This is a genomic window from Nonomuraea roseoviolacea subsp. carminata (genome assembly GCF_024172185.1).
Lineage (GTDB): Bacteria > Actinomycetota > Actinomycetes > Streptosporangiales > Streptosporangiaceae > Nonomuraea > Nonomuraea roseoviolacea.
In genome coordinates, this window is sequence record NZ_JAMZEC010000001.1 from 2,164,634 (window position 1) to 2,181,354 (window position 16,721).

The 16,721-nt window shown below is 74.6% G+C and carries 12 protein-coding genes; 2 read left to right on the forward strand and 10 right to left on the reverse strand.

Annotated elements, in window-relative coordinates:
- Positions 1–20: 20 nt before the first annotated feature.
- The 7 genes from HD595_RS09800 to HD595_RS09830 form a co-directional block, all read right to left on the reverse strand.
- Positions 21–1,682 (reverse strand): substrate-binding and VWA domain-containing protein, encoded by a 1,662-nt coding sequence (locus tag HD595_RS09800; protein WP_253767751.1) that lies wholly within the window; start codon positions 1,680–1,682, stop codon positions 21–23.
- A gap of 172 nt (positions 1,683–1,854) precedes the next feature.
- Complete coding sequence (locus tag HD595_RS09805; protein ID WP_253767753.1) at positions 1,855–4,446, reverse strand: bifunctional FO biosynthesis protein CofGH; 2,592 nt, start codon at positions 4,444–4,446, stop codon at positions 1,855–1,857.
- A gap of 56 nt (positions 4,447–4,502) precedes the next feature.
- Positions 4,503–5,396, reverse strand: a complete 894-nt coding sequence (locus HD595_RS09810; protein ID WP_253781115.1) for a DNA-3-methyladenine glycosylase family protein — start codon at positions 5,394–5,396, stop codon at positions 4,503–4,505.
- A 138-nt stretch (positions 5,397–5,534) separates the two neighbouring features.
- Positions 5,535–6,614 (reverse strand): mannose-1-phosphate guanylyltransferase, encoded by a 1,080-nt coding sequence (gene manB, locus HD595_RS09815; RefSeq protein WP_253767756.1) that lies wholly within the window; start codon positions 6,612–6,614, stop codon positions 5,535–5,537.
- A 32-nt stretch (positions 6,615–6,646) separates the two neighbouring features.
- The gene (locus HD595_RS09820; protein WP_253767757.1) at positions 6,647–7,765 is read right to left on the reverse strand and encodes a glycosyltransferase family 4 protein; all 1,119 of its coding nucleotides are present in this window, start codon (positions 7,763–7,765) and stop codon (positions 6,647–6,649) included.
- A 95-nt stretch (positions 7,766–7,860) separates the two neighbouring features.
- Entirely contained in the window at positions 7,861–8,754 is an 894-nt protein-coding gene (locus HD595_RS09825) for a lysylphosphatidylglycerol synthase domain-containing protein (RefSeq protein WP_253767759.1), read from the reverse strand.
- Positions 8,751–9,569, reverse strand: coding sequence for a class I SAM-dependent methyltransferase (locus tag HD595_RS09830; protein ID WP_253767761.1), 819 nt, complete (start codon positions 9,567–9,569; stop codon positions 8,751–8,753). The genes HD595_RS09825 and HD595_RS09830 overlap by 4 nt, the downstream gene beginning before the upstream one ends.
- A gap of 115 nt (positions 9,570–9,684) precedes the next feature.
- On the opposite strand from HD595_RS09830, the gene HD595_RS09835 reads away from it, so the two are divergent.
- Positions 9,685–10,644: a lysylphosphatidylglycerol synthase transmembrane domain-containing protein gene (locus HD595_RS09835; RefSeq protein WP_253767763.1), complete on the forward strand. Its 960-nt coding sequence runs from the start codon at positions 9,685–9,687 to the stop codon at positions 10,642–10,644.
- Here the strand turns inward: HD595_RS09835 and HD595_RS09840 are convergent.
- The 3 genes from HD595_RS09840 to HD595_RS09850 form a co-directional block, all read right to left on the reverse strand.
- The gene (locus tag HD595_RS09840) at positions 10,545–11,606 is read right to left on the reverse strand and encodes a glycosyltransferase family 4 protein (RefSeq protein WP_253767765.1); all 1,062 of its coding nucleotides are present in this window, start codon (positions 11,604–11,606) and stop codon (positions 10,545–10,547) included. The two genes, HD595_RS09835 and HD595_RS09840, sit on opposite strands and share 100 nt — an antisense overlap.
- Before the next feature lies 1 nt (position 11,607).
- Complete coding sequence (locus HD595_RS09845) at positions 11,608–12,501, reverse strand: glycosyltransferase family 2 protein (RefSeq protein ID WP_253767767.1); 894 nt, start codon at positions 12,499–12,501, stop codon at positions 11,608–11,610.
- A 140-nt stretch (positions 12,502–12,641) separates the two neighbouring features.
- On the reverse strand, positions 12,642–14,756 hold the full coding sequence (locus tag HD595_RS09850; protein WP_253767769.1) for a hypothetical protein: 2,115 nt from the start codon (positions 14,754–14,756) through the stop codon (positions 12,642–12,644).
- Between the two features lie 304 nt (positions 14,757–15,060).
- On the opposite strand from HD595_RS09850, the gene HD595_RS09855 reads away from it, so the two are divergent.
- Positions 15,061–16,710 (forward strand): hypothetical protein, encoded by a 1,650-nt coding sequence (locus HD595_RS09855; RefSeq protein ID WP_253767771.1) that lies wholly within the window; start codon positions 15,061–15,063, stop codon positions 16,708–16,710.
- The last annotated feature ends 11 nt before the right edge of the window (positions 16,711–16,721 follow it).

The window sequence follows — 16,721 nt, forward strand, 5'->3', positions numbered from 1 at the left end:
CGCCTTTCACGTGCCGGGACTCAGGGCGTCTGCTTGCAGGTGGGATGGCACAGGCGGCGGGCCAGCGCGGCGAGGAAGACGTCGATGATCTCGCCGGGCTGCCGCGCGACGTGCAGCGACCCGTTCGTCGCGGCCGTGATCTGGCCGAGGCTGTCGCGGTCCGCGCCCGCGCCGAACGCGATGACGACGATCTGCACCGGCCGGTCCGGCCGCCACTCGTTCTTGAGCTTGCCCACCAGCTCCTGGAGCGTCACGCCGCGCCCGTCGTCCTTCCCGGAGGTGATCACGAGGAGCGTGTTGTTCATCTCCTCGCGGTACTCCCGGGTCACCAGGCGGAACCCGGCGAGGATCCCGTCGTAGAGGGAGCTGTCGCGGTCGGGGTGCGCGGTGATCGTGCTGGTCAGCTCGTCGAGCACGCTGCGCCGGATGACCTGGCCGGTGTCGGGCCTGGTGATCGGCCCGAGCGAGACGCGCTCCTGGTAGCCCTTCGTCCCGCCCAGCCCGTCGGCGAACTCCCACATGCCCATGTGCGTCGAGTCGGGGAACAGCCGCAGCCCGATCTTGGCGGCCTGGAGGGCGATGCCGACCCGCGTGGTGTCCTTGACCCGCTCGGCCATGTGCCGGGAGGTGTCGGCCAGCACGAGGATGTTGGTCGGCGGGGCGAGCCTGCTCCACGCCTGCAACGCCTCGTCGATGTCCTCCGGCGACACCGACGGCCGGGTCATCGGCGTCTCGGCCGGCACCTGCGGGCCGGGCGAGACGGGCCCGCGCGCGCCGTCGCCGGACCAGAACCCGGCCCGCCGCACGAGGTCCTGGGCCTGCTCGCCGCGCAGCCAGTCGGCGAAGACCTTCGACGCCTCGGCCACGTCCGGGTCGGTCGCGGTCACCACGTACGGGTAGTCCAGGATGATCGTGCCCTCGCGCGGGCGCAGCGCGACGACCGGGTCGGCCGAGGCCGCCCGCCGGTTGTGCTCCCACACCGACTGCTCGGGCACGATGACGACCGGCCGCTTCCAGAACGCCCGGTCGTCCACGGCGGCCATCATCGTGCGGTAGTCGGGGGCGGAGCCGGCCTGCGCCCAGCGCACGAACGCCGTGAGCGCCTTGTCGGCCTCCGCCCCGGCGCCCACCACGTCCCGGGCCGCGGCCACGGTGGCGATGCCCGCGCCGACCAGCGACGGGTCGGGCACGCGCACGACGTCCGGCTCCTGCTCGGTCGGCAGCAGCCGCCCGCGCACGGTCGCGGGGAAGACCATCCGCCAGTTCATCTGGGTGCCGCCGACGGAGAACGTCCGCGCGAGCGAGGAGCGGGTGGCGAAGACCAGCGGCGAGGTGGCCACCACGCTCTCCCCGGCGGGCAGCCCGCTCGCGCCCTGCTTGCGGGCCAGCCGGATCCAGGCCGAGGAGTCGGCGATCCAGCCGTCCGGCCGCTGGCGCAGCACGCCCGCCCGGTCGCCGATCAGCGTGCGCAGCACGGTGGCCGGCGGCTGCTCGGTGACCTGCACGAGCACGCACCGGCCGCCCGAGGCGGTCCTCGTCTCGTTGAAGCGGGAGGCGGCCTCCATCGCCACGGGCGCCACGTCGACCGCCGCCGCGACGTTGACCAGAACAGGCTCTCGTGTGGCGCAGAGCGCCCCGCCGCCGCCCAGGAGCACCACGAGCGTGCCCGCGACGAGGACCACGGCGGTGACCCCCGCCAGCAGCCCTCGCCGGAGTGCCTTCCTCCGCCGCAGCTCAGCGCTTAACGCGGCGCGGTGTCGACCCAACCGCACGGTGAACCCTCTCTCCAGGGGAGTGATGATTCTCCCAGCGCCTCCGGGGCGAGACGCAAGTGCAAGTTAGAACATGTTATACCTACGCCATCGGCAGGACCCGGCGCACGCTCGTGCAGACGCCGTCGCTGGCGAGCGAGGCGGCCAGGCGCTCCTCGCCCGGCACGCCGTACTCGGTGGTCCGCTGCCGGACCGGCCGCCCGGTCGCGCCCGCCATCGCGCGCAGCTCGCTGATGGTCTTGTACGAGCCGTTCTCCGACCCGGCCATGCGGCTGATCGTCTCCTCCATGAGCGTGCCGCCGAGGTCGTTGACGCCGCCGTCGAGCACCTGGCGGCACAGGTCGTCGCCGAGCTTCACCCAGGAGCACTGGATGTTGGAGATGGCGCCGTGCAGCAGGATCCGGGCCAGCGCGTGGACGGCCCGGTTCTCGCGCGCGGTGGGCCCCGGCCGGGCGATGCCCGCCAGGTAGATGGGCGCGCTGGTGTGGACGAACGGCAGCAGCACGAACTCGGAGAAGCCGCCGGTCTCCTCCTGCAGCCGCCTGATGAGCTTGATGTGCCGGACCCAGTGCCGGTGGGTGTCCACGTGGCCGTACATCATCGTGGACGTCGTCGGGATGCCCACCCGGTGCGCCGTGGTGATCACCTCGATCCACTCGGCGGTGGGCAGCTTGCCCTTGGTGAGCACCCAGCGGACGTCGTCGTCGAGGATCTCGGCGGCCGTGCCCGGCAGCGAGTCGACCCCGGCCTCCTTGGCGGCGCGCAGCCACTCCTCGATCGACAGGTCGGCCCGGCTGGCGCCGTTGACCACCTCCATCGGCGAGAACGCGTGGACGTGCATGTCCGGCGTCCGCTCCTTGATCGCCCTGGCCAGGTCGAAGTAGGCGGTGCCGGGCATGTCGGGGTGGATGCCGCCCTGCATGCACACCTCGGTGGCGCCCGCGGCCCACGCCTCCTCCGCGCGGTCGGCGACCTGGGCAAGGCTCAGGGTGTACGCGTCGGCGTCGGTGCGGCGCTGGGCGAAGGCGCAGAACCGGCAGCCGGTGTAGCAGACGTTGGTGAAGTTGATGTTGCGGTTGACCACGTACGTGACGTCGTCGCCCACGGTGCGGCGGCGCAGGTCGTCGGCGATGGCGGCCAGCTCGTCGAGGGCGTCGCCGTCGGCCGACAGCAGCGCCACGGCCTCGTCCTCGCTGAGGCCGGCCGGGTCGCGCTCGGCCTGGCGCAGCGCCTGCCGGACGTCGGAGGGAGTGCCTGCGCCGGTTCCCGCCCCGGCCGTCGCCGCGGGCCCGGTCGCGGCGGCCGGGTCGAGGCGCTCGCGCAGGGCCTCCCAGTCGCCGTAGACGTGGTCGAAGTCGTCGCGCCGGTCGTGGGTGCGGCCCGTGGTGTCCACCTCGACGTGCAGGTCCACCCGGCCCGAGGCGGTGAAGCCGCCGTCCGGCTCCTGCCACGGCAGCCCGCGCGGCGTCACGTCCTCGCGGGCCAGGCCGGTGTCCGGGTCGGCCAGCGCCTGGACGTGCGCGAACAGCCGCGGGTCCAGCCACGGTTCCCCCGCCAGCACGTACTCGGGGTAGATGGTCAGCCGCTCGCGCAGCCGGAAGCCGGCGTCGGCGGTGCGGGCCGCGAGCGCGTCGATCTGCGGCCACGGCCGCTCCGGGTTGACGTGGTCCGGGGTCAGCGGCGACACGCCGCCCCAGTCGTCGATGCCCGCCCGGATCATCAGCTCGTACTCGGCGTCGACGAGGTTCGGCGGGGCCTGCAGGCGCATGCGCGGGCCGAGCACCAGCCGGGCGACCGCGATGGTGGCGGCCAGCTCCTCCAGGTCGGCGTCCGGCAGGCCGCGCATGGCCGTGTCCGGCTTGGCGCGGAAGTTCTGCACGATGACCTCCTGGACACCGCCGTACTCGCGCGCCACCCGCCGGATCGCGAAGATCGACTCGGCCCGGTCCTCGACGGTCTCGCCGATGCCGATGAGGATGCCCGTGGTGAACGGCACGTTGGAGCGCCCGGCGTCCTCCAGCACGCGCAGCCGCACGGCGGGGTCCTTGTCGGGCGAGCCGTAGTGGGGCTGCCCCTTCTCCTCGAACAGCCGCCGCGAGGTGGTCTCCAGCATCATGCCCATGGACGGGGCCACCGGCTTGAGCCGCTGGAGGTCGCGCCAGCCGAGCACGCCGGGGTTCAGGTGCGGCAGCAGGCCGGTCTCCTCCAGGACGCGCACCGCCATGGCCCGCACGTACGACAGGGTGTCGTCGTACCCGTGGGCGTCCAGCCACTCGCGCGCCTGGTGCCAGCGGTCCTCGGGGCGGTCGCCCAGCGTGAACAGCGCCTCCTTGCAGCCCATCGCCGCGCCCTGCCGGGCGATCTCCAGGACCTCGTCCGGGCTGAGGAACGCCGCGGGCAGCTTGTGCGGCGCGGTCGCGAACGTGCAGTAGCCGCATTTGTCGCGACACAGCCTGGTCAGCGGGATGAACACCTTGCGGCTGTAGGTGATCACGCCTTCCCGCCCCAGCGCGGCGAGCCCGGCGTCCCGGACCCGGGACGCGTGCTCCAGCAGGGTGTCCAGATGGTCGCCTCGGGCGTGCAGGAGCACGGCGGCCTCGGTGACGTCAAGGGTCTTGCCGTCACGGGCGCGGGCGAGCGCGCGGCGCAGCGCGCTGTCACTGACCAGACTCATACGAGGCACACTACGACGGCCTGAGTTCGCGCCCCGCACCCAGGGGTGGCCGGAGGTCAGAAGGAGCGGTAGTCGCGGACGGACATCCGCGGGCCGCGCGCGGGCGGGCGCAGGCCGGTGAGCATGACCAGGACGGAGGCCCGGTGCCGGTGCCCGGCGTACGGCTCCAGCAGCCGCAGCATGCCCGGGTCGTCGGTCTTCTCCCCCGTCAGCGCGTAGCCGACGAGCTTGGCCAGGTGGAAGTCGCCCACGCTGAGCGCGTCGGGGTCGCCGAGGGCGCGCTGGCGCACCTCGGCCGACGTCCACACGCCGACGCCGGGCAGCGCCCGCAGCAGCCGGTCGAGCTCCTCGGTGGTGGCGGCGGCCTCCAGCTTGGCGGCGTGCCAGGCGGCCGTGGCGATGGTCCGGGCACGCACGGCCTCGGCGCCCGCGCGGTGCCAGTGCCACGTCGGGATCTGCCGCCACACCTCGGGCTCGGGCACCACCCGCATGCCCTCGGGCGCCGGGCCCGGCGCGGGCCGGCCGTAGCGGTGCAGCAGCCACCGCCAGGCCCGCCACGCCTCACGGCCGACGACCTTCTGCTCCAGCACGGCCGGCACCAGGGCCTCCATGACGCGGCCGGTGCGCCCGATGCGCAGCCCGGCATGCCTGCGGGCGGCCTCGGCCAGCACCTCGTGCCGCACCGCGAACCCGGACACGTCGTCGTCGGCGCCCAGCCAGGCCGGCATCATCTCCAGCAGCCACCCGGCCCCGGGGCCCCACGCCCGGCCGAGCACCGCGCCGCCGTGGACGCCCACCCGCAGGGTGCCGGGGCCGTCGGGGGTCCTGGAGGTGCGCCACACGGCGCCGTCGGGGGCCTGCCGCCAGGTGGGGTCGCCCGAGCCGCGCCGGTGCGGGGCCAGCGCCAGCCCCACGTCCAGCGGCCCACCGGGCTCCCACCTGCGCTCCATCACCCGTCCAGTGTGCCGCCTCACCGACACGGCCGCGGACGCCGCCTCCCTTCGGTGAGGGATGCCCCTCCGGCGAGGGCACGCTTTCCCCGGTGAGAGGCGGCCCTCCCAGGGGGCGCGTCAGACGCCGGTGGAGGGTCAGACGTCGGTCGAGTAGCGGACGGCCCGCTCGGGCAGCTCGACGTTGGGCCACACGCGTACGCCGTGCTGGAGCTCGTTGCCCGCCCCCACCACGGCCCCGTCGCCGATGACGGCGTCGCGCACCACCGCGCCCGAGCACACCCGCGCCCCCTGACCGACGGCCGAGTCGATCACCGTCGCGCCGGAGTGCACCACGCAGCCGTCGCTCAGCACGCTGCCCGACACCACGGCCCCGGCCTCGACGACCGTGCCGGCGCCGATGGCCGAGCCGCCGTTGACCTTGGCCTCCGGCGAGACCCGCGCGCCGTCGAGCGCGAGGTACTCGCCGGGCGGGCCGGGCAGGGCGGGCGAGGCCAGGCGCCCGAGCACGAGGTCGCGCGAGCCCCGCACGAACGCCGCCGGGGTGCCGACGTCGAGCCAGTAGGTGCGGTCGGCGTAGCCGAGGACCAGTTCGCCCGACTCGATGAGCCCGGGGAACGTCTCGCGCTCGACCGAGACGACCTCGCCGCGCGGGATGCTGTCGATGACCGAGCGGGTGAAGACGTAGCAGCCCGCGTTGATGCGGTTGGTGATGGGATTGGGGGTCTTCTCCAGGAACGCGGTGACCCGGCCCTCGTCGTCGGTGGGGACGCAGCCGAACCGGGTCGGATCGTCCACCTCCGTCAAATGGAGCGTTACAGAGGCGCCCCTGGAGACGTGGTGGCGCACCTGGTCGCCGATGTCGTGCCCCGACAGGATGTCGCCGTTGAGCACCAGCACCGGATCGGAGGGCCCGCAGGTCAGCGCCTCGGCCGCGTTGCGGATGGCGCCGCCCGTGCCGAGCGGCGTCTCCTCGGTCATGTACTCCAGGGAGAGTCCGAACGCGGAGCCGTCGCCGAAGGCCGGCTCGAACATCGACGCCTTGTAGGAGGTCGCGAAGACGATCCGGCGCACTCCGAAGGAGCGGGCGCGGGCGAGCTGGTGCGCCAGGAACGGCACCCCAGCGGTCGGCAGCAACGGCTTCGGCGTGCCGAGTGTCAGCGGACGCAGGCGCGTGCCCTGGCCGCCGACCAGGAGGATCGCCTCGAGGTCTGGCAAAGAGCTCTCCATCACTCCGCGAGGTTACCGAACTATTCGACCGCGCGTTGATAGGAGGCGAGATGCGCTTCCGCGGAGGCCTCCCACGTGAACTCGCGGGCCCGCGCGAGCCCCGCCTCCTGGAGCGCCAGGCGGCGCTCGGGCGAGGCGAGCAGCCGGCCGAGCTCCAGCGCGATGCTGTCGGCGTCGGGCTCGGTGTAGGCGACGGCGTCGCCGCCCACCTCCGGCAGCGAGGCGCGGTGCGTGGTGAGCACCGGCGCGCCGCAGGCCATGGCCTCCAGGACCGGCAGCCCGAACCCCTCGCCGCGCGACGGGAACGCCACCACGAGCGCGCCGCCGAGGAAACCGGCGAGGTCGGGCATGCGCAGGAACCCGGGGCGCACCACCTTCACCGTGGCCTCGACCTCCCGGCAGGCCGCGTCGACGTCGTCCTCGTGGATGCCGCCGCCGAGCACGAGGGCGGGCGGCTCGTCGATGTTCTTGACGGCGGCGGCGAAGCCGCGGATGAGGTTGGGCACGTTCTTGCGGGGTTCGAGCGCGCCCAGGAAGGCGACGTACGGCTGGTCGTGCAGGCCGCACCGCTCGGCCGCCCGGCGCCGCTCCTCCTCGCTCGGCGGGTGGAACAGCGCCTGGTCGACGCCGTGGTAGGCGACGTCGATGCGGGTGGGGTCGGCGGCCAGCACGCGCACCATCTCGTCGCGGGTCGCCTTGGACGGCACGATGACGCGGGCGGCGTGGCGCACGGCGGTGCGGGTCGCCGAGCGGAAGAACGCCGCCTTGTCGGGGCTGTGGTGCTCGGGCTCGGTGAACCAGGTGACGTCGTGGACGGTCACGACCGTGGGCAGCCCGGCGTGCAGCGGGATCGAGTAGTAGGGCGCGTGGATGACCTCGGCGCCCGCCTGGCGGGCGAGCAGCGGCAGGCCGGTCTGCTCCCACGTGAGGCGCGCGGCGCGGTTGGTGAGCGAGACGGGGCCCGGCCGGACGTCGGCCGAGGGCGCGAGGCGGCGGTAGCGTCCGGCGTCGGGTCGCTGGCAGACCACCACGAGGTCGGTGCCGGCGGCGTCGAGGGCGGCCACCAGCCCGTCCACGTAACGGATGAGCGCGCCACGGTCCGCGGGGACGGCAGCCGCGTCGACGAGCACTCGAGGCATTACGAAGATCTTCTCCCCTCAAGATCATCGCGGGAGCCCTGGCGTCCCCCTCTGGGTTCAGCTTATGACCAGCCTCCCCCAAATCGGGGCTCAAATCACACGCCGCCGCGTCGCGCCGCGAGTCCCGCCAAACCCGCGCAGATGAGGTCGCCGATCACGATGATCACCCGGGAGCAGAGCGCCACCGCGATGGCCGATCCCCGATCGAGGACGGGCGACAGCACGGCCACCATGGCGACCTCGCGCACCCCCGCGCCGGCGGGCACGACGAAGGTCAGGATGCCCAGGCACCACGTCAGCGCGAACGCGCCGACGGCGAACACGAGGCTCGCCCGCGGGATGAGGAAGTACAGGTGGACGCCGTAGCACGCCCAGCCGGCCAGCGCCCAGCCGAGCGCGGTGAGCATGCCCCGGCGGGTGAGCGGCCGCTCCAGCGGCTCCCTCTTGAGCTTGCGCAGCCCGAAGCCGATCAGTCCGTTGACGACCTTGGGCTCCAGCATCACCAGCAGCACCGGCACGAGCAGCAGCAGCCAGCCGAAGCGGTCCCAGCCGAGCGTCACCGCGCTGACGAGCAGGCCGGTGGCGAGCTGGATCGGCATCATGAGGAAGAACGCGGCGGCGCTGCGCGCCCGCGGCACGCCGAGGTCGCGGCCCATCTCCATCTGGGCGAGCACCGGCCAGACCGCGCCGGGGATGTACTTGCCGAGCTGGCCGACGAAGAACACCTTGGCCGCCGGCCGGTACGGCAGCGGCGAGCCGAGGTCGGCCAGCAGGGTACGCCAGGTGAGCATGGCCCCGAGCAGCGCGGCCACCACGCCGGCCAGCGAGCCGGCGACCGTCGGCCAGGTCAGCGTGGCGAGCCCGGCCACGACGCCGTCCCACTGGGAGGCCACGGCCCAGCCGCCGAACCCGAGGGCGATCAGCAGGAACCCGAAGCGGACGAGCTTGCGGGCGACCGGCCGCCGCCCGGCGCCGACGTCGGTGCTCACAGCGGCTGCGGGGGTTGCGGCAGCGCGGCGCCCGCCGGGCGGCGCGGCGTCTTGGTGGCCACCCACAGGTACGTGGGCACGAGCGGCAGCGTCATCCGCAGCAGCGCGCGCGGCGCGCGGGCGAGCACCGCCTGCGCCACGCGGCCCACCGCACCCGGGAACAGCTCGGAGCCGGCGAAGCGGGTGGGGGTGGCGAGCACCGGGAGCGTGTAGTCCCACACGTGGAAGGCGCGCAGCATGCGGCGCAGCCCCCGCCGGGTGCGGAAGCGCTCGTAGTAGTGGTCGGCCCGGCCGAAGGCGCGCACGTAGCGGTCGGCCAGCGCGGGCGGCAGGTAGGACAGGAACGGCAGCTTGTAGTGGGGTTCGACGATGCCGAGCCGGTTGCCGAGGCCCAGGTAGAGCGTGCCCTTGTCGGACAGCACCCGGTGCATCTCGGCGACCACCGCGTCGGGGTCGACGACGTGCTCGTAGATGTGGTTGAACACCAGCACGTCGATCGAGCCGTCGGGGAACGGCAGCGCCGTGCCGTCGCCGCAGACGAACGCCACCCGCCCGCCGAACCGGTCGGCGGCCCTGCGCAGCCCCGGCACGTCGATGTCGACGCCCAGCGTGCGGCCCGCGCCGGCCCCGGCCAGCTCGTCGGCGATGAACCCGGCCGAGCAGCCCACGTCGCCCACGACCAGCCCGTCGAGCGGGCCGTGGAAGTGCTCCAGCACCGCGATGATCTTCGCGGCCTTGCGCCTGCGCTTGGCCTCGTCGAGCATCGCCGACTGGAACTCGGAGTACTCGAGCTGCGCGACCCGTTCCTTTCCCACGACGCCCAACAGTACCCGCGCCGGGGCCGCCCGCTCGCCCGGCGCGGATTCCCCGGCTCCCGGCGGGTGGTGCGTCCCCCTACCCGCCCGTGCTGATCACGCGTACCCTTGGCGGATGCTCCGCCGCCTGCTGCGCATCGTGCTCGCGCTGGTCGCGCTCGGTTTCCTCGGCTACGGCCTGGCCCGCAACTGGGACGAGACCACCTCCGCCGTGGCGCGGCTGTCGCCCTGGGCGCTGCCCGGCGCGTTCGCCGCGGTGCTGGCCGGCCAGCTCTGCAGCCTGCTCGCCTGGCGGCGGGTGCTGGCCGGGCTCGGCTCGCCGCTGCCGCTGCCGGTCGCGGGCCGCATCATGTTCGTGGGCCAGCTCGGCAAGTACATCCCGGGCTCGGTCTGGGCGTACGCCGCGACGATGGAGCTGGGCCGCGACCACGGCAGCCCGCCGCGCCGGACGTTCGCCTGCATCTCGCTGTCGCTGGTCATCAACCTCGGGGTGGCGCTGTCGATCGCCGCCGCCACGCTCGCCACCCAGCAGGTCGTGCGCCAGGCGTGGTACCTCCTGCTGCTGGTGCCGGTGATCATCGTGTGCCTGCACCCCAAGGTGCTCACCTGGGGGCTCAACCTGGCGCTGCGCCTGGCCCGCAGGGAGCCGCTGGAGAGCGTGCTGCCCGGCCGCGCGGTCGTGGCCGCCGTGGGCTGGACGGCGCTCGGCTGGTTCGTGTTCGGCCTGCACACCTGGCTGCTGGCCGGCCGCTGGGACCTGTACGTGGTCGCCACCGGGGCCTACGCGTTCGCCTGGGCCACCGGGCTGCTCGCGTTCTTCGTGCCCGCCGGGGTCGGGGTGCGCGAGGGCGCGATGGTGCTGGTGCTGACGCCGGTCATCGGCACCGGGGCGGCGCTCGCCGTGGCCGTGGCCTCGCGGCTGGTGTTCACGCTCGCCGACGTGACCGCCGCGGGCGTCGCTTTCCTGCTGGGCCGTCAGAGCGCGAGGAGCTCCGCGGTGTACGCCGACCAGAACGGCTCGGGATCGACCGCCTTGACCCCCGACCGCAACCTCTCCGGCTCGCCGGAGGCGTAGAAGCGCTCGATCGCCGCGCGCAGCGCCCCGGCGTCGCCCGGCTCGACCAGCAGCCCGTCCACCCCGTCGGTGACGTGGTCGGCCAGCGCGCCGACCCGGGTGGCGATCACCGGCACGCCGTGCTCGTGGCCGAGCCACACGTTCTGGCTCGCGGTCGCGCTCCGGTACGGCAGCACCAGCGCGTCGGCGCGGGCGAACAGCCCCGGCACGTCCCCGGCCGGCACGTAGCCGGGCCGCAGCTCGACCCGCTCGGCCAGGCCCAGCTCGGCGACCAGCGCCTTCGTCTCCTCCAGGCCGCCCCAGAACTCCCCGGCCACGGTCAGCGACACGCCCTCGGGCAGCGCGCGCAACAGCAGGTCGAGCCCCTTGTACGGCCGGACGATGCCGAAGAACAGCAGCCGCCGGTGCACGGTCGTGGACCGCTGGGCGTGGGTGGAGGGCAGGTGCGGCGGCAGCCCGGCCACCCCGACGGGCGCGGAGGTCAGCGACCTGGCCAGCTCGGCCTGCTGCTCGGAATGGGTCAGCACGCCGTCCACCCGCCGCAGCAGCGCCCGCATCAGCGGCCGGTCGTACGGCTTGCGCTCGTGGGGCAGCACGTTGTGGCACAGCGCGACGGCGCGGGCCCGGCGGCCCAGGCCGTACAGGATGCCGAGGTAGGCGGGCACCTGCACGGGGCTGAGCACGGCGAGGACGACCAGGTCGGCGGAGCGCAGCCGGCGGCCGGCGGCCACCCACCCGTCGGGGCGGCGCCAGTCGAGGCGGCGCTCGGTCCGGTCGTACGGCCGGCCCTCGGGCGCGGAGATCGTCTGCTGTCCGGGGTAGAGGAACGACGGGTACTGGGCGCGCCACGACTCGATGACCACGTCGTGGCCCAGCGCGGACAGCCGGTGCGCCAGCTCGGTGGTGTGCTGGGCGCCGCCGCCCTTGTACGGGTACGTCGGGCCGACGATCGCGACGCGCACGCTACTCGCCCCGCGAGCGCACGATCAGGTCGGCGAGGAGCGCGACCGAGCCGATCAGCAGCCCGGACAGGAAGATCATCACGGTGTTGGCCGGGAAGTAGAAGGGGTGGTGGATCATGTCCCAGACGCCCTTCACCGCGCCGATCGCCACCAGCCAGAGCGCCGGCGGCATGAGCACCTTGAGCGGGTTGAAGTACATGATCATCCGCAGCACCTGCAGGATGTAGCGGTAGGCGTCGGAGACGAAGCTGAACTTCGACTTGCCGGCCCGCTTGGCGTACTCGATCGGCAGGTAGTGCACGTCGTGCTGGTTCATCAGGAACGACAGCGTGATCGTGGTGACGCAGGAGAACCCGGGGGGCAGCAGCCGCAGGTAGGGCCGGGCCACCGACTTGCGGAAGGCCCGCAGCCCCGAGTTGAGGTCCGGGATGCGCTGGCCGGCGAGCATCTCGGCCACCTTGCGGATCACCCACTTGGCCGGCACGCGCAGCAGCTTGTGGGAGCCCTCCTCGGTGGTGCGCGCGCCGACGACCTGGTCGATCGTGGCGTCCTTCTCCAGGAGCTGGACCAGCTCGGGGATGCGCTCGTTGGGGTAGGTCATGTCGGCGTCGGTCCAGACGACGATCTCGCCGCGCGCCTCCTGGGTGCCGATGCGGCGCACGGTGCCCGAGCCGCCGTTGCGGTGGAAGGCCCGGATCCTCAGGTGCGGGAAGCGGGGCGCGGCCTCCTCCAGGCGGGCCAGGGTGCCGTCGGTGGAGCAGTCGTCGACCGCGACCAGCTCGTAGGTGTAGCCGCTCGAGTCCATCGCCCGGGTGATCCGCTCGACCTCGTCGATGACGTGGTCCTGCTCGTTGTAGCAGGGCAGGACGATCGTGACGTAGGGCGCTTCATCCACGGTGGTTCCACTCTGGCCGATCTCAGGCGTGCTCACGTGCGTCGAGGGTACTCTGCCCGGCGGCGGCCCGGGTCCACATCACGCCGCGCGCCGCCGCCGCCCGCCGAGCTCGGAGGGCGGTTCGCGGCCGGGACGGCGGGTCAGGCCACGGCCATCCAGGCGCTGATCCGCAGCCCCCACGTGCCGTCGGGCGGGCCCGTCAGCGAGCGCTCGTCCTGCCGCGTCACCAGGCCCATGACCTGCGTCGGCGTGCCGTAGCGCGCGACCTGGCCCTGGTCGGCGGCGAGCACGACCGGCACGCGCCCGGCCGCCCTGATCCGGGAGGCGAGCCGCAGCACCGTGTCGCCGGGCGCGGTCTCGCCCACCGTTCTGGCGACCTTCGCCGTCGGCACGCCGCAGGAGCCCCGCACGACCTGGGTGAGCCGGTCGCCGGTGACGCGCTCGACGATCAGCACCGACGCGTTCGCCGGGAACCGCGCGCACATGGCGGCCACGGCGGCCGCCTCACCTCGCTCGACGGGAGTGAACGCGGTGCCGACGGAGGTCACGGCCGGCGGGACGAGCAGCAGCGCGACCCCGGCGGCGGTGACCCGGGCCGGGGCGCGCGGGCCGTACCGGAGCCACCAGGGCCGCTCGCCCAGCCACCGCAGCCCCCACACCGCCAGCACGATCACGCCGGGGATCACCACGGGCACCAGGCGGCGCGACGCCCACGGGTGGTCGGGCGTGATCTCGGGGCGCAGCAGCGTGGAGACCGTGGTCCAGCCGATCACCGCGAGCGGCAGCAGCCAGGGGAACGGCCGGCCGTCGCGCAGCAGCCGGCGCACCAGGACGGCCGCGGCCAGCGTCGCCAGGATCACGGCGGGCACGCCCACGTACCAGAAGACCCAGCGCAGCGACTGCTCGAAGTAGAGGTGGCCGCCGTCGAGCGGCAGGCCGTTGGCGCGCTGCGTGTCCTCGATGAACCGCGCGGTCAGCCGGTCCGCCTCGGTCACCGGCACGCGCCGCACGGTCTGGAACCACGGCCGCGCGGCCAGCCCCGCCATCACCAGGACCGTCAGCACGGCGCCCGCCGCCGGGAGCCACCGCGGGCGCGGCAGGCGCCCCAGCCACGGGGCGGCCGCCGTGCCCGCCACGGTCAGCGCGAGCACCGCCGCGCAGATCAGCAGCAGCGGCCGGACCGAGCGCGACAGGTACTCCAGGTACGGCCGGGCCAGCTCGTACGCCGCGTACAGCCCGAGCCCCGCGCCCGCGGCGACGCCGGCCAGCAGCGGCGGCCCCACCGCGCCCTCCGGACGGCCCGAGCGGCGCATCGCCACCAGCAGCCCGGCGAACGCCAGCACCGGCAGCACGTCGCGCAGCCCGTCGATCCGGACCAGCACGGCCAGCCCGAACACCAGCCCGGCCACCACTCCCTCGGCCCACCGGCGGCCCGGCGCGCCCGGGGCCGCGACGGCGCGCGACAGCGTGTCGTGCAGCAGGGCCATCCCGCCGAACAGCAGGATCAACGACGGGATCTCGCTCAGCGTGGTGCGCGAGGTGTAGAGCACCGGCTGGCACACGGCGAACGCCAGCGCCGCCGGCACCGCCCACCGCGCTCCGGCCAGCCGCGCCGCCACCCCCGCCACGGTGAGCACCGCCAGGGCGCCGAGCACGGCCGGGGTCAGCAGCAGGCCGCCCGCCCACTGCCCGGCGGCCAACAGGAGCGGCGGGCCGGGCATGAACTGCGGCACCACCGCGCCGTCCGCCGGGTAGAAGCCGACGCTGTCGAACACCAGCGCCTGGTCCGGCCCGCCGAACGCGGCCGCCTGCGCGGGGATCGGCAGCGAGCCGTGGCGGGCCAGCCAGATCGCGTACTGGGCGTAGGTGGCCGGGTCGCGCCGGACGACGAGCTGCTCGCTGTGCAGCAGCGCGTTGAACACGCCGGAGGCCAGCGCCACCGCGCCGACCCCGGCCACCTGCCACCGGCCCGCCCTGAACAGACCCCTGGCCGAGCCCTGGGCGTCTCCCGGGGCTTCGGCGTCATCCTGGGCATCGGCGGCGCCCGCCGGGAGGCGGAGGGCGGCCAGGCAGAGCAGCACGATCACGGGCAGGCCGAGCAGCAGCGCGGGCAGCGGCCGGTAGACCCCGGCCAGCAGCAGCGGCAGGCCGGCCAGCAGCCAGCCGGCCAGGACGAGGGCGGGCAGCACCGAGGCCACGGCGAGCACCCTGCCCGCCGAGGCCCTTCGCGCCTGGTCGAGCCCGCCGGATGCCATCGGTGATCGCGAGGGTATCCGACCCGCGGGTGCGCCCGGTGACGCGACCCGGGGTGACGCGGCCGGGCCATGACCAGGTGGGACGGCGGGCGGCCGATCGCGGGTAGCGTACCGACGTGCGCCACCGTCCCACGACAGACCGGCCCTCCCACCCGGAGGGGCGACCGCTCGCGCCCACCTCCTGGAGCACCCGGTGACGGACGAATCGGTGCGAAACGCCCAACCCACCACCCCTCCGGAGCCCGCCCGCGAGACGCCGCCCGGACAGAGCCAGGGCGCGCCGGAGTCCCGGCAGAGTGCGGGTATGCCGCAGTCCCGGCAGAGTGCGGGCGCGCCGGAGACCCGGCGGAGTGGAGGCGCGCCGGAAGGGAGCGGCGGCGGGAGGCGGCGGGTCCTGGGTGCCCGGCGCGCTCCCAGGCGGATCCTGGCGGACACCCTGGTCCGGGCGCGACGGCACGGGTGGTTCCTCGGGGTGCTGGCCGTCGGCGCGGCGCTGCGGGTGCTCGCCATGCTGGGCTACCGGCCGGTCCTGTGGTTCCCCGACTCCTACACCTACATCGTCACGGTCTTCCACCCCCGGCCCGACCTGGTGCGCCCGGCGGGCTACTCGGCGTTCCTGCGGCTGCTGGAGCCGTTCCACTCCTTCGCCGTGGTGGCGGCGGCGCAGCACCTGCTCGGGCTGGCCACGGGCGTGCTCGTCTATGTGGCCGCGCGCCGGGCGATCCCCTGGTGGTCCAGGCGGCGGGCGGTGTCGCGGCGGGCCGCGACCGGACGGGCAGGGTCGCGGCGGGCCGGTGCCGGGCGGCCGGTCCCCCCGTGGGCGGCGGCGCTCGCGGCGGCGCCGGTGCTCCTCGACGCCTACCAGGTCGAGCTGGAGCACCTGCTCGTCTCCGACACGCTCTTCACGTTCCTGCTGGTCACGGCGGTGGTCCTGGCGCTGGGCGGCCGGCGCCGGGCCGTGGCGATCGGGCTGCTGCTGGCCGCCGCGACGCTCACCAGGACCGTCGGCCAGCCGCTCATCGTGGTGGTGGCGGTGTGGTTCGTGCTGGACGGCCGGCTGCGGCGCGCCGCCGTGATGCTCGCCGCCGCGCTGATCCCGCTGGCCGCCTACGGCGCCTGGTTCCACGGCACGTACCAGCGCACCGGGCTCGTCGGGGCCAACGGCGCGTTCCTGTACGCGCGCACGATGTCGTTCGCCGACTGCGCCCGGATGGACCCGCCCGCCGACCTGCGGGTGCTGTGCGACCCGCGCCCGCCCGGGCGGCGGCCCCCGTCGCAGGAGTACCTGTGGGCCGCCGACTCCCCGCTGGTCGAGCTGCCCGGCATCACGTTCACCAAGGCGAACGACGACCTGGCCGCCCGGTTCGCGACGCTGGCGATCCGCTCGCAGCCGCTCGACTACGCCGCCTCGGTGCTGTCGGAGCTGGGGCGCACGTTCGTGTGGGGCCGTCCGGTCTATCCCGACCAGGAGATCTACGGCTACTACGAGTTCCCGGCCGCCTCGCCTCCCCCGCCGGGGCGCTGGGCGGCGCAGCTCGGCGTCGATCTGGGCCGCAGATACGAGCGGGGGCCGATCGGCACGGAGGTGGCCGAGCCGTACGCCGGGTGGATGCGCGCCTACCAGGACGCGGCCCGGCTGCCCGGGACGGTGGTGCTCGTGATCCTGCTGGCGCCGCCCGTGGCCGGCGCCGTGCGGGTGCTCGGGCGCCGGCGGGCGGCGGACGGCGCCGTACAGGTGCTCAGGCGTGGACGATCGGCCGGGAGCGCCGCCGGCCCTCGGCCGCCCGGCGGCGGGCCGAGGCGGCTGCCGCCGTGGGCGCTGCCCTGGTCGGTCGCCGTCGTGCTGCTTGTGGTGCCGCCGGCCGTCGCGGAGTTCGACTACAGGTACGTGCTGCCGGCCGTGCCGCTCGCCTGTCTGGCCGCAGCCGTTTGCGCCCGCTCTGACCAGCCCTAACGCCAAGAATT

Excerpts from the sequence above, each read along its gene's own strand:
- HD595_RS09805 (WP_253767753.1), bottom strand. The coding sequence starts at position 4,446 with ATGAGTCTGGTCAGTGACAGCGCGCTGCGCCGCGCGCTCGCCCGCGCC.
- HD595_RS09810 (WP_253781115.1), bottom strand. The coding sequence starts at position 5,396 with ATGGAGCGCAGGTGGGAGCCCGGTGGGCCGCTGGACGTGGGGCTGGCG.
- HD595_RS09820 (WP_253767757.1), bottom strand. The coding sequence starts at position 7,765 with ATGCCTCGAGTGCTCGTCGACGCGGCTGCCGTCCCCGCGGACCGTGGC.
- HD595_RS09835 (WP_253767763.1), top strand. The coding sequence starts at position 9,685 with ATGCTCCGCCGCCTGCTGCGCATCGTGCTCGCGCTGGTCGCGCTCGGT.
- HD595_RS09850 (WP_253767769.1), bottom strand. The coding sequence starts at position 14,756 with ATGGCATCCGGCGGGCTCGACCAGGCGCGAAGGGCCTCGGCGGGCAGG.
- HD595_RS09855 (WP_253767771.1), top strand. The coding sequence starts at position 15,061 with ATGCCGCAGTCCCGGCAGAGTGCGGGCGCGCCGGAGACCCGGCGGAGT.